General features: G+C 50.1%; 12 protein-coding genes. 6 read left to right on the forward strand and 6 right to left on the reverse strand.

Going from position 1 to position 13,298, the window contains the following annotated elements; genetic code table 11:
- The first annotated feature begins 27 nt into the window (after positions 1-27).
- Positions 28-264: a hypothetical protein gene (locus IYN85_RS18430; RefSeq protein ID WP_196160404.1), complete on the forward strand. Its 237-nt coding sequence runs from the start codon at positions 28-30 to the stop codon at positions 262-264.
- 18 nt (positions 265-282) lie between these two features.
- The gene (locus tag IYN85_RS18435) at positions 283-1,269 is read left to right on the forward strand and encodes a putative metalloprotease CJM1_0395 family protein (RefSeq protein WP_196160405.1); all 987 of its coding nucleotides are present in this window, start codon (positions 283-285) and stop codon (positions 1,267-1,269) included.
- A gap of 63 nt (positions 1,270-1,332) precedes the next feature.
- On the opposite strand, the gene IYN85_RS18440 is transcribed toward IYN85_RS18435, so the two are convergent.
- Both IYN85_RS18440 and IYN85_RS18445 read right to left on the reverse strand, forming a co-directional pair.
- Positions 1,333-1,647: a PilZ domain-containing protein gene (locus tag IYN85_RS18440; RefSeq protein WP_196160406.1), complete on the reverse strand. Its 315-nt coding sequence runs from the start codon at positions 1,645-1,647 to the stop codon at positions 1,333-1,335.
- 182 nt (positions 1,648-1,829) lie between these two features.
- Entirely contained in the window at positions 1,830-2,585 is a 756-nt protein-coding gene (locus tag IYN85_RS18445; protein ID WP_196160407.1) for a helix-turn-helix transcriptional regulator, read from the reverse strand.
- A 516-nt stretch (positions 2,586-3,101) separates the two neighbouring features.
- On the opposite strand from IYN85_RS18445, the gene carA reads away from it, so the two are divergent.
- The 3 genes from carA to greA all read left to right on the forward strand — a co-directional run bounded on the left by carA (position 3,102) and on the right by greA (position 8,087).
- On the forward strand, positions 3,102-4,232 hold the full coding sequence (carA, locus tag IYN85_RS18450; RefSeq protein WP_196160408.1) for a glutamine-hydrolyzing carbamoyl-phosphate synthase small subunit: 1,131 nt from the start codon (positions 3,102-3,104) through the stop codon (positions 4,230-4,232).
- An 86-nt stretch (positions 4,233-4,318) separates the two neighbouring features.
- Positions 4,319-7,531, forward strand: a complete 3,213-nt coding sequence (gene carB, locus IYN85_RS18455; protein ID WP_196160409.1) for a carbamoyl-phosphate synthase large subunit — start codon at positions 4,319-4,321, stop codon at positions 7,529-7,531.
- Positions 7,532-7,610: 79 nt separating this feature from the next.
- Complete coding sequence (gene greA, locus IYN85_RS18460) at positions 7,611-8,087, forward strand: transcription elongation factor GreA (protein WP_196160410.1); 477 nt, start codon at positions 7,611-7,613, stop codon at positions 8,085-8,087.
- Between the two features lie 469 nt (positions 8,088-8,556).
- Here the strand turns inward: greA and IYN85_RS18465 are convergent, their stop codons facing one another.
- Complete coding sequence (locus tag IYN85_RS18465) at positions 8,557-9,087, reverse strand: DUF3833 domain-containing protein (RefSeq protein ID WP_196160411.1); 531 nt, start codon at positions 9,085-9,087, stop codon at positions 8,557-8,559.
- Positions 9,088-9,486: 399 nt separating this feature from the next.
- On the opposite strand from IYN85_RS18465, the gene IYN85_RS18470 reads away from it, so the two are divergent.
- On the forward strand, positions 9,487-10,227 hold the full coding sequence (locus tag IYN85_RS18470) for an SDR family NAD(P)-dependent oxidoreductase (protein ID WP_196160412.1): 741 nt from the start codon (positions 9,487-9,489) through the stop codon (positions 10,225-10,227).
- Between the two features lie 17 nt (positions 10,228-10,244).
- Here IYN85_RS18470 and IYN85_RS18475 read toward each other — a convergent pair whose 3' ends face one another.
- The 3 genes from IYN85_RS18475 to IYN85_RS18485 are packed head-to-tail and all read right to left on the reverse strand — an operon-like array spanning position 10,245 to position 13,298.
- Positions 10,245-10,565: a hypothetical protein gene (locus IYN85_RS18475; RefSeq protein WP_196160413.1), complete on the reverse strand. Its 321-nt coding sequence runs from the start codon at positions 10,563-10,565 to the stop codon at positions 10,245-10,247.
- Between the two features lie 20 nt (positions 10,566-10,585).
- Entirely contained in the window at positions 10,586-12,016 is a 1,431-nt protein-coding gene (locus IYN85_RS18480) for a DASS family sodium-coupled anion symporter (protein WP_230390837.1), read from the reverse strand.
- Between the two features lie 58 nt (positions 12,017-12,074).
- Complete coding sequence (locus IYN85_RS18485; protein WP_196160414.1) at positions 12,075-13,298, reverse strand: ABC transporter permease subunit; 1,224 nt, start codon at positions 13,296-13,298, stop codon at positions 12,075-12,077.

A 13,298-nucleotide genomic window follows, 5' to 3' on the forward strand; every position in this document is an offset into this window, starting at 1 on the left:
TCTGTGAAGTTGTATTGAGGTGTCTGAATGATTGGGTCTGTTATGAATACCGGTGTCATGGGTGTACAACGTGGTTATGACATGTTGAATCGCTCTGCCGATCAGATAGCAAAAGCTAACATTCCGCCCGAACAGGGTGGTCCTGAAGAATTGTACACCCCCATTACTGAGCAAATCAGCGGCAAACAGCAGGTACAGGCCAGCGCGAAAGTGATTCAGGCTGCCAGCGATACGTTGGGCAGCATTATTGATATTAAAGTCTAACAGGGTACTTGTTTCAGCATGTCGACAATCAGTGGTGTCTTTCCAAATGCAATAACACCGACCTTTGCCCCGTCTACAGACCCGGCATCGCAGTCACGTTTGCGCCGGGAAAATGAAACCGCTGTCTTTTTGCCGATTGATGAAGTTGAACAAAATGCCGCAACTCGGCGCACAGCGATAGAACAGCCTGGTCGCCTCGAAGCTGAACAGGCAACCCGTGTTGCCTCGCAGACTGCCCGGCCTGCCGTCGGTGCAGAAGCCCAAGTCGACGAAATTGAACAGCCCCCCCAACCCCTGTCCGAAGCTAATATCCAGGGTAAGACAAGTACGGATCAACGGCAATCGCCGGACGATCAGGCGGCTCGAGAAGAGCAGCGTCGAGTTCAGGACGATCAGCGTGCTGAGCAAGAGCAAGCCAAACTGGAGCAGGAAATTGAATTGGTGAGGGAATTGGCAGCTCGGGATCGTGAAGTGCGCGCTCATGAGCAAGCGCATCAATCGGTGGGTGGTCAATACGCTGGTGCAATGAACTTCACTTTCAAACAAGGACCGGATGGCAGGCGCTATGCGGTAGGTGGTGAAGTACCTATTGATGTCAGTAAAGTGCCCGGTGACCCTCAGGCGACGGCGCAGAAGGCAGAACGTATTCAACGTGCGGCTTTGGCACCGGCAGAACCTTCAGCTCAGGATCGTCAAGTAGCGGCACTGGCGGCTCAAATCAGTATCGAAGCTCAAAATGATCTGCGCCAGATGGAACGGCAGGAAGCAGAGAAAACCGCACAGGAACGTGCAGAGCAAAAAGCCTTGTCTGAAGAAAGCACTGAGAAGACTGAAAAGAGTTCGTCTCAGGATGAAGAAAAATCAGACCAGGCCGCGTCTGAAAAAGATGATCGGCTTGATGAAATCTTTAAACGTACATCCGATGCAATCGAATCAGCATTGGATGCAGCCTACCGCCGACAGCCACAACAGGAAATCGGTTTTAATCTCGACACCACGATCTAGGGCACCTCTGAAACTATACAAACTTCCGACTCAGGACCCTTGGCATATATGCCCTGGAATTTGCTAGCGCTCATCCGGTAGATGCGACGCATCGCCTTCCTGCACGGTATCTTCAAGCTTTAATGCAAGTCCTTTTTCCGTCACCCTGATAATGCGCGCCATCATAATGGGGGGTGTGTAATTAGTGCCCTGAAATTGAACCTGAACCCGTTCGTCAGTGTTAGCCCGTGCCAGTATGTCTGTATTAGCTTCAATGAAAACCCCGCTGCTGGAAAAATCCCAGGTTTTAATAACGTGGTGACTCCCGTCGTCGAGCGTCACTTTCATGGGTAATTCAGCAGCGATTCGCTGTGCTTTGCGTAAATCTCGGTCGGCCATTGGGAATTACCATTCATAACAAATCAACGGCTTCAGTATAGAAGAGAATTTCTATTTTTTCGTCTGACTAGGCAGTCGTTTGGAACAATGAACCGATGGGATATGAGATCCAAGGTGAGCACAAGGTCGGCTCACCGAGTTGGGTGCTGAGCAACGGGTGAAATAACGTTTTTATCTGTGTGTCAGAATTTTTTGGTATTTGGTTCGCGGCGGTGTTCAGCAAAGACACTCATTTCCCACGGTCTCATGGCCAATACTAAACCGGAACCATAGGTCTCGGTCAACGGCAACTTGCCATCTTCCTTGCACAGTTCATCAAATTCTCGAGCCAATCGACGCATGCTGTTCTGCATATGAGTGTTGGATTGACGTGTTAGGTGCCCTGCCATGAATATTAGCAGTTCACCGGCCTTCGGATTGAATTTACAGTTAAAGAATTCGGTGGCCACGTGTTTTTCAAAGAATTTGTACACCGGACCGTTATGAATCCACTTAAAATCTCGTGACACTAGATTCCGCACGCGATTACCAGGCAGCAGTTCAATAATGCCGAGTCGATCCAGCTTGGCCAGTAAGCGAGTGACTTCGTGCTCTTCGAACGTATAGGTATTGACGATATCGTCCATTTCCCAGCGGTTGATCAGCAGTTGAGCCATCATCAGCAGCTTGATATTGCTGACCAGTTCTTTTTCCGCTTCCAGGGTCAACTCTTCGATGATCATGGAGCCTTCGTGCATGCGCGTCATGAGATAACTCAAATCGGCGTTTGCCAGAGCGCAGACTTCTTCGAGTCGACTGAGGGTGAAGTGCCGTTTGGAAAACATCCGCTTCACGTTCGCTTCGCTGAGGTCCAGGTGTGCTGCGACATCGGCGTAAGTAATTTTTCTTTCGCGTAAGAGTTTTTTCAGGGTATCAACGAGTTGGGCAGTTTGAGACATAACAATCACGGGCTTAAGTATCATTATTTGCTACGAATGATGACATTAAATCCAGAGCCCTGCCAGACTCAAAACGGACTTATTTCGGTTTTATTGCGTTCATTGGCCATCGCTTGCATCAGATCAAGCAAAAGGGAGCAGCTGGCTAAAACAACGGTTGTTCTAGGGCGTCCATAGATGCCCTAGATTGGTGTTTCGTTTGGTGATCTATTTTGCACCGCTGATGTGTCCATAAAATGTAAGCGGCGGGCCAATTAACGGTGGACTTTAAGTGTCGCATTCCTGTAAAATCCGCGAAATTTTGGGTTGCAAACACAACCTTTTGACAATTTGAATCAGGTTTTTTACGCCCCGACCGCACCAAAGCAGCCGGTCGTCGCTTTGCGACCAAGGTGATAACAATAAAGCGGGATGAAGTTCACTTCATCTCGCTTTTTTGCGAATAGGGCATAGAAAAACTGGTCTGGGGAGTCAATTAATCTCAAATGTCCATTCATTAGACTAGGGGAACGGAACTTGAGTACGCCTGCCATACTCGCGCTTGAAGACGGAAGTATTTTTAAAGGAATCGGCATTGGTGCCGTTGGTGAATCTATTGGTGAGGTGGTTTTCAATACCGCCATGACCGGCTATCAGGAAATTCTGACTGATCCATCATACGCCCGCCAGATTGTCACTTTAACCTACCCGCACATCGGCAATACCGGTGTCACCTCAGAAGACGAAGAATCCAGCCAAGTTTGGGCTGCCGGTTTAGTCATTCGCGATTTACCTTTGCTGCACAGTAATTTTCGCAGCGAGCAATCACTTCAGGAATATCTTGTTGAGCGGAATGTTGTTGCGATTGCAGACATAGACACTCGCCGGTTAACCCGCATTTTGCGAGAAAAAGGCGCCCAAAACGGTTGTGTGATTGCGGGTGATAATATCGACGAAGCACGCGCACTGGAACTGGCAAAAAGTTTTGCTGGTCTGAAAGATATGGACCTGGCGAAAGAAGTTTCGGTCAAAGAGCCCTACGAATGGACAGCCGGAAGTTGGCAGCTTGGGGTTGGGCACACTCAGCCCGATACGTCGGCGTTTCACGTTGTGGCGTATGACTTCGGTGTGAAGCGTAATATTTTGCGCATGTTGGCTGATCGTGGTTGTCGTTTAACTGTGGTCCCCGCTCAGACACCGGCGCAAGACGTTTTGGCTATGAGCCCTGACGGTGTGTTCTTGTCCAACGGCCCGGGCGACCCGGAACCTTGTGACTACGCGATCAACGCAATCCAGCAGATTCTGGAAACGGACATCCCGGTTTTTGGCATTTGTCTGGGTCACCAGCTGTTAGGTTTGGCCAGCGGTGCAAAAACCATGAAAATGAAGTTCGGTCATCATGGCGCCAACCATCCGGTTGAAACCATTGCCGAAAACACTGTGATGATTACCAGCCAAAACCACGGCTTCGCCATTGATGAAAGCACATTACCTGCGAATGTACGGATGACTCACCGGTCTTTGTTCGATAAGTCATTGCAGGGTATTGAGCGTACCGACAAATCAGCCTTTAGCTTCCAGGGGCACCCTGAGGCAAGCCCGGGACCGCACGATTGTGCGCCGCTGTTTGACCGGTTTATTGAGAATATGAAGGCTCGAAAGCAGTAAGACGTGAGATGTAAGACTTGGCGGTTTTTGCCGCCACGCCATCTGAATAACTTTAACGTTTAACGAATTTCAATGTGTGAGAGACCATGCCAAAACGTACTGACATAAAAAGCATTCTGATTTTAGGGGCTGGACCGATTGTTATCGGCCAGGCCTGTGAATTCGACTATTCCGGCGCACAGGCGTGTAAAGCGTTGCGCGAGGAAGGTTACCGGGTGATTCTGGTTAACTCTAACCCTGCTACCATCATGACCGATCCGGCGATGGCCGACGCCACCTACATTGAACCGATCATCTGGCAGGAAGTGGCCAAGATCATCGAAAAAGAACGACCAGACGCTGTCTTGCCAACCATGGGCGGTCAGACCGCACTGAACTGCGCGTTGGACCTGGAAAAGCACGGTGTACTGGAACAGTTCGGCGTTGAAATGATCGGTGCCAATGCTGACACCATCGATAAAGCGGAAGACCGCGATCGTTTTGACAAGGCCATGAAAGCCATCGGCTTGGCAACACCCAAATCCGGCATTGCCCACAACATGGACGATGCCTGGAAAATCGCCGACGAGTTAGGCTTCCCGACGATTATCCGCCCGAGTTTCACCATGGGTGGAACCGGTGGAGGTATCGCTTACAACAAAGATGAGTTTGAAGAAATCTGTCGTCGTGGTTTGGACTTGTCGCCGACCAATGAACTGCTGATCGATGAGAGCCTGATCGGTTGGAAAGAATACGAAATGGAAGTGGTGCGCGATAAGGCCGACAATTGCATTATCGTATGTGCTATCGAAAACTTTGATCCAATGGGCATTCACACCGGCGACTCCATTACCGTTGCACCTGCCCAGACCTTGACCGATAAAGAATACCAGATCATGCGAAACGCCTCGCTCGCGGTACTGCGAGAAATCGGGGTTGAAACCGGTGGCTCTAACGTTCAGTTCGGTATTAACCCGAAAGACGGTCGTATGGTCATCATCGAAATGAACCCTCGTGTGTCTCGTTCGTCTGCGCTGGCTTCTAAGGCAACGGGTTTCCCGATTGCTAAAGTCGCTGCAAAACTCGCGGTCGGATATACGCTGGATGAACTGCAAAACGACATTACCGGTGGAGTCACGCCAGCGTCTTTCGAGCCCAGCATCGATTACGTTGTGACCAAAATTCCGCGCTTTGCGTTTGAGAAATTCCCGCAAGCAAACGACCGTTTAACCACACAGATGAAGTCGGTGGGTGAAGTCATGGCGATCGGCCGAAATTTCCAGGAGTCCGTGCAGAAAGCGTTGCGTGGTCTGGAAGTGGGAGCCTGTGGTTTTGACAGCAAAATTAATCTGTCGGAAGACGGTGCACACGAAAGTCTGATCCGCGAACTGCGCGAAGCCGGCCCGGATCGAATCTGGTACATAGGTGATGCGTTCCGTGCGGGCATGTCCGTCGATGAAGTGTTTACACTGACCAATATTGACCCTTGGTTTCTGGTACAGATTGAAGACTTGATTCGCGACGAAGCCATTCTTGCTAATACACCGGTTAAGAGTTTGGACGAAACCCTGATGCGTAAATACAAGCGTAAAGGGTTTTCGGATTTGCGCATGGCGCACCTGTTGGGCGTCAGTGAAAAAGAGTTTCGTAAAAAGCGTTGGGCACTCGGTGTTCGCCCTGTGTATAAGCGCGTTGATACCTGCGCGGCGGAATTCGCTTCTGATACTGCCTACATGTATTCCAGTTACGATGAAGAATGCGAAGCGGCCGTGTCGGATCGTGAAAAAATCATGGTCATCGGCGGTGGTCCAAACCGCATTGGCCAGGGTATCGAGTTCGACTACTGCTGTGTACATGCGTCACTTTCTGCTCGCGAAAACGGTTACGAAACCATCATGGTTAACTGTAACCCGGAAACCGTTTCGACCGACTACGACACATCGGACCGCCTGTATTTTGAACCGGTCACTCTGGAAGATGTGCTGGAAATTATTGAACTGGAAAAACCCAAAGGCGTCATTGTTCAATACGGCGGTCAAACACCGTTGAAGCTCGCCCGTGAACTGGAAGCGGCCGGTGCTCCAATCATCGGCACCAGCCCGGATGCCATCGACCGTGCCGAAGACCGTGAACGATTCCAGGTAATGGTTGAGCGTTTGAATCTGCTGCAACCTGAAAATGGCACCGCCCGCAGCCTGGACGAAGCGGTGGTTATTGCCAATCGAATCGGCTATCCGTTGGTTGTGCGTCCGTCTTATGTGTTGGGTGGTCGCGCGATGGAGATCGTGTATCGCGAAGAAGAGTTGCGTCGCTATATGAACGAAGCTGTGCAGGTGTCGAATGACGCTCCTGTCCTGCTTGACTACTTCCTGGATGATGCCATTGAGATGGATATCGACTGTGTCAGTGATGGTGAACAGGTTGTGATCGGCGCGATTATGCAACACATTGAACAAGCCGGAATTCACTCAGGTGACTCCGCCTGTTCATTGCCTCCTTACAGTCTGCCAAAAGAAGCTCAGGATATGATTCGTGAGCAGGTTACAGCTATGGCATTGGAATTAAACGTCGTCGGTTTGATGAACGTTCAGATGGCCTGGCAGGATGGCAAGTTGTACATCATTGAAGTGAACCCACGAGCGTCCCGTACGGTACCGTTTGTGTCCAAGGCTATCGGTCGTTCGCTGGCGAAGATTGGTACCCAGGTCATGACGGGTCAAAAGCTCTCGGAAATCGGTTTTACCGAAGAAATCATCCCAAGCTACTTCTCCGTCAAAGAAGCGGTCATGCCGTTCAACAAGTTCCACGGTGTTGACCCGGTTCTGAGTCCAGAAATGAAATCCACGGGTGAAGTGATGGGTACCGGTGAAACCTTTGCCGAAGCCTTTGCCAAGGCCGCTATTGGCGCTGGTGCTGTACTGCCGAAATCTGGCAAAGTGATTATTTCGGTAAAAGACAGCGACAAAACCGCCGCTCTGGCGATGGCGACCGACCTCACCCGAATGGGCTTTGAAGTCGTGGCAACCAAAGGCACCGCTGCTTTTTTCACTGAGAATGGCCTGCCAACCGAGCCGGTCAATAAGGTGAAAGAAGGCCGTCCACATCTGGTCGATTTAATCAAAAACGACGAAGTCGCCTATGTGATGAACACAACCGCTGGCCGTCAGTCCATGGTCGACAGCGCCGAAATTCGAAAGGGTGCATTGCAGCACAAGGTTTACTACACCACCACCTTGGCGGGTGCTGAGGCTTCTGTGCTGGCTATGCAATTGTCCCAGGAAACGGGTGTCAATCGTTTGCAGGACTTGCACGCACGCTAATCTTGTTCATAATAGGCAGCAACATTTAAACACTACAAAGGGCGCATCGCGCCCTTTTTGATTCGTAAAGGACAAAGCCATGCAACGCTACCCAATGACGGTTGAAGGTGAAATCGCTCTGCAAAATGAGCTTAAAGAACTGAAATCCATTAAACGCCCGGCGGTTATTGCTGCAATTGCAGAAGCCCGTGAGCACGGCGATTTAAAGGAAAATGCCGAGTATCACGCCGCCCGTGAACAGCAGGGGTTCATCGAAGGCCGGATTCAGGACATTGAAGCCAAATTGTCTGCCTCCCAAGTGATTAATGTTCATGACATTCCCAACACCGGCAAAGTGATTTTCGGTACCACGGTCACGTTGCTGAACACGGAAACAGACCAGGGTGTCACCTACAAAATCGTGGGTGACGATGAAGCCAATGTCAAAGTAAACAAGATATCCGTGAACTCCCCGATTGCCCGAGCGTTAATCGGTAAAGAAGAAGGCGATGTGGTTGTCGTACGCACACCCGGTGGGGAAGTGGAGTATGAAATCGAATTGGTTGAACATAAGTAATCGTTGGACTCTAGTGTCCTGAGTCAGAAGTTCGTATCGTTTCAGAGCTCATGGGAAGCGCTAGTACAAGGCGCTCTTTGTAGAGAATATCGAGATCTTTTTAAGAAGAGCAACGCCGTAATAGTGCTTTCCATTCGCTCCCTTCGGGCGCGACATTCAAGCTCTCTAGCGTCGTTCTGTCTCTTGCCAGTAGAACAACCATTGACTGCGAGACACGCCTAGCTATAAAGCTTGAATGGCACGCTGAATTCATGCGAATTTCTGACTCAGGACACTTGCCCAGTCTGCGTCGAACTGACGCACTGGGCATCCTCTTGCATGTTCACTGTAGCGCTGCTGCTTATTCGAAATTCGTCCTTGCCCCAAAACGTCATTTCTGTGCAGCGCTGTACTGACAATCTGCGTTTTACTAACTTTTTTTCTAAATCACATCTGACGCCGGCATGCCTTGCCACTCACCTCTCACCTCTCATTCCACCACGCGCATCGTCAGTACGACTTCACCCACCTTAAAGCCCCATTTGGTCATTTCAGTGACATTCACGATGCTGTTCTCACTGACCTGAAACAGCCAGTCATCCATAGAAATTGCGATTGTTTTACCACTGGCCAGTGGCACGTCCAATTGGTACTGCATGCGAATGGCGTTTCCGGCGTGTTCCATGTTGGCGTTGCCAAGGACGTCACCGGCGGTTCCGCTATAGCGATTGTCGGCGGTTTTGGTGAATTCCCAGATTCGGGTCTGTTGTTCGCCGTCACTCCACTGGAACGACTCATCCAGTTTGCCGCCGTTCTTATCCCAGGTGGCGATGATGTCAGCCGTAAAATAACGGGTGACCTTGCCTTTTCGGTCCCTTACGAAACCTTCTGCGACCAGTTTGTTGTTGAAGAAGCGTTCTGGGTCGAACTGGATAGGGGTGTTTTGGTAGTCGATAACGGATACCGAGCTGCACGCGGTCAGTGTGACCAGTGACGTTACCCACAATATAAAGCGTTTCATGTACTGAAGCTCCTTGGCAATGTCTTCTGTATACGACATTCGGTCATGGATTGGATGAATGGTCGGATTTGACTGAATGTGCGTATCTAAGGTTCTTTTTCCTAGGGCAACTCTGATTAATTCGAATCACCTCAGTCCTTCCAGATCGAAGAATGAGCGAGGCGTGTGTTGCAGGGAATGGCGAGTCCTTTTCAAAACACACAACAATGCTCAGTCGTCGATCTGAAAGACCCGGAGGGCGGGGCTGAAATGGCAAATTTCGTTGTTAAGTCCTTTGCCAAGATAATGAATATTGCCTGCAGAACTTGCCTCGAACTTTGCGCATTTCTTCACCCGCTGAGGTAGATAGCAATTATTCAGAGTTGCCCTAGTACACGGCAAATCACAGGAACGGAACAGATGATAAAGACAGTCCCCGAAACAGACGAAATTGCACTGATTATCGGTGCCAGCAGTAAAATTGCTCAGGCCATCATCGGTCAGGTTAGCCAGCGCGAGGGTAAACACGTTATCGCTGTTAGCCGTTCTGTCGAGGCGGCGATTTCAGCGGCAAATGTCACCTGGCTGCCATGCGATTATTCAGAACAGGGTATCGCGGAGGTTTGTCAGCATTTGGCACCCGTGGTGCAGAAGCTGACTCGCGTGGTTATTTGTAATGGCATGCTGCACAGCGACACGACCTTTCCGGAAAAACAGCTCCGAGAGTTTGATCGGGAAAAATGGTTGGAAAGCATGGAAACCAATGCGCTGTTGCCTATGTTGTGGGTGCAGGCCATTGCTCAAATTCTGGATGTGCACCAAAGGAATCAGATCGTCGTTTTCAGCGCTCGGGTTGGCAGTATCACTGATAACCGGTTGGGCGGTTGGTACAGCTATCGTGCCTCTAAGGCAGCGTTAAACATGCTGATTAAAACAGCGTCGATCGAAATGAAGCGAACGCACCCTAATGTATCGTTGTTGCTGTTTCATCCGGGAACAACCGACACTCCAATGTCGAAACCTTTTCAGCAACGCGTCCCAAAAGGCAAATTGTTCTCTGCGGACTTTGTTGCCAGACAACTGCTCGACTTATTGGATCGAAGAACGGAGCCCATGCCATTGGAATTTCTGGATTGGGCTGGTGAAACAATCGAGTTTTAGAGGACCGATATAATGGGTTACGGCAGTTCGTCACCGTACTTTTTCTTGGCGTGTTCAATGGCGTCAACAAAACCAATCTCACTGCTTTCGGTCACTTCTTTGAAAACGGTTTTTAAGTCGCGACCCGACGAAAAACCGCTGTCGAGCATCATGGTGCGCAAGAAACTTTCGTAGTCACGACCTTCGTGAAAATATCCCCCGGTTGCCAGAACATAGCGGGCGACAAAATGTTCACAGTCGCGGCATTGCACGTACACCCGTTGCGCATCATCACGCGCCAGAATATTGCGCAGGTTGCGTGAATTGCAGTTTTGGCACTTTTGAATATATACGTCCATAGTCGCCTCTTATTGTTGTGTTAAATAATTGCGAACCAGTACAACGGTCCGAAGGTAAAGGCGGTAACTACGCCTAAGAACACCATTAATAAGCCCATTGGGGCTAAATCTCTGACTTTTATGACCCCCGAACTGAAGGCAATGGCGTTCGGTGGAGTGGACACCGGCAGGACCATGGCTGTTGAGCAGTTCAGAGTGATGGCAAGCACCAATACTAGTAGTTGCGCAGGCGGCAAACTTAACGACACCACCAGAGGAATTAACAAACCGGCCGTCGCTGTGTTACTCATGACAGTGCCTAAAATGGCAGTCACGAAAATCAGCACCACCACCAAGAACTGATAACTGCCGGCTAACGGCAAGGCACTAACAATGACCGACCCCAGGTCGGTAATATCGATCGCAACCCCCAGGGCAATACCGCCGGCAACCATAAACAACACGTCCCAGGGCAGCGAGCGAAAGTCATTTTGATCCAACAGGCCAAGCCAGAAAGAGGCAATAATTGGAAACAGAGCAACAGTGCCCGTTTTCAATCCGAATTGACCGCCGATCAGCCAGCCCAAGACTGTTAGTGCAAAGATTCCCACACTGATCCACTGACGTGGCGTAAAAGGTTGCTCGTCCTTTTCCGGAACCTGCAGTACATCGCTGCCTGCTGGGTACTTCTTCAGTAAGGCAAACCATAAGACGAACAGCGCAAACAGTAAGAACGGAATCGTTAACGCCATCCATTCCAGAAAGCTTACTTCAATGCCTTTGCCGGCCAAATAGCTCATGGCAATCGCATTCGGTGGTGTTCCGATTGGTGTCCCGATGCCCCCCAAGTTGCACGCCAATGGAATCGCTAACACAAGGCCAACCCGAAATGGTGAGTCGGGTCGCAACCGTTTAAGCAGTGGCAGTACCAGTGTCAGCATCATGGCCGTGGTCGCGGTGTTGCTCATCCACATCGATAAAAAGGCACAGGCGCCGATGATTCCCAACAGTGTGGTCGATGGTTTGCCTTTGGTGACTTTTAAAATCCAATGGGCGAAGCGGGCGTCTAGTGAAGCCTTCTGCATAATGCTTGACAGCACGAAACCACCCATAAACAATAAAATGATATTGGAAAAGAATGGGGCAAAAAATAATGCCTCACTAGGTGCGCTGCCCAACGCCGTAACCGCTGGCGTCAGCCAGATTAATTCCAGCGCCAGAATAATAAAGCTCACAATAAACAGCGGGAGCCACTCACTCGCCCAAAGTAGTGCGGCCAGGCACAGAATCAAAACCGTTTTTAACTGCGCGTCGTTTAACGGCAGATTATCCACAAAAGACATGGAGGGGATGAGTAACGCAACGATCAGGGCGAGTGCCGCCCAGAATTTGGTTTTGTGATTGTTAAGGCTGGAAAGCATGAGCAACGGCTGTCGGTGAGAATGAGTGCAGAGAATTTTAGGTGATTTCAAGGAGAATCACCTAATGCAAATCAATAAATGTCTTGTGCCCACCGCTTTAAACTAACGTTCAACCTTTGGTGCTGCCTTCGGCCAGTCCGGAAATCAGATGTTTGCGAATAAACAGAAATAGAATTAGCACAGGTACAAACGAAACCAATAACATGGCTGCCCGCAAAGATGGCGGGTTCGAATAAAAACTGCTCTCCATCATAAAGCCAGCAAAAGTCATGTTGTCGAAGGTTAGCATTCGGTTGCTGATATTGAATTCGCTGTAGAAAAACACAAAGCTAACCATGAAGGTTACGGCCAGAATGGGACGGCTTAATGGCAACAGAATATGCCACAGCGCCTGGAAGGGTGTAGCGCCATCGATAAACGCAGATTCCTCCATATCGGCGTCTACTTGCCGGAAGAATCCTAGCACTAGGAAAACACTCAGGGTTATACTGCCCAGGTAAATGATGAAAACCGATATGTGTGAGCTGCGGCCGAGCCAGTCCACTGACTCCCCGAGCCAATAAAACACGTTAGCGTAGGTGGTCAGCAACAGAAAGCTGGGAAACATCTGCGCGATGAGCACCAAACCGGTGACCTGCTTTTTAAAAGCGATCTTCAGTCGCACCAGGGCATACGCCAACAGAACGCTCATGATCAGCACTGCTGCGGATGCACAGAGCGCCAATTTGATGGAGTTCCACATCACTCGGGAGGTCTCCGTGGTGAACGCCGGCGTGAACCAAAGGTATTCATAATAGACGCGGATACGGTCAATGTTGTCGTCGTACACAGGCATTTGCAGGTTGGCATAGACAGGTTGATCTGGCCGGGCAGCCACATCGGTTTCTGAAGTTGAGACGTTGGATCCGATGTGTACGTTGAGTACAGCGCCACGCTGTTTTAAAGCGCTGCTGTTGGACAAACCTTCCGCAACCAGACGCAATGTCACCGGTGGGTAGTTCAGTACCCACGGTTCAACCGGCATAATGGTCAGTCGCCCATCTGGGGTAATGGCCATGTTGAGCCCGTCTTCGATACCAATACTCTGAGTGTTGGTATCGCCCGGGCGAAAATAAACACTGTCCGAGCGCTTGCCGATGACCGGTATGCCGAAAAGCTGCCGCCATCCATCCCCTGAAAAGGTATCGACCGGCTCAGTTTGTGCAAAATCGTCCTGACCGGTCAGTGAATGCCGGACCAAGTAGCCGATGGGAAACAACATGAACATCACCAGCGTGATGATAAACAGCCGGGCAAGCCACAAGCGTATGGTTTGATGAGACAGTGCAATCAT

Origin of the sequence: Reinekea sp. G2M2-21 (assembly GCF_015687175.1) — a bacterium.
Lineage (GTDB): Bacteria > Pseudomonadota > Gammaproteobacteria > Pseudomonadales > Natronospirillaceae > Reinekea.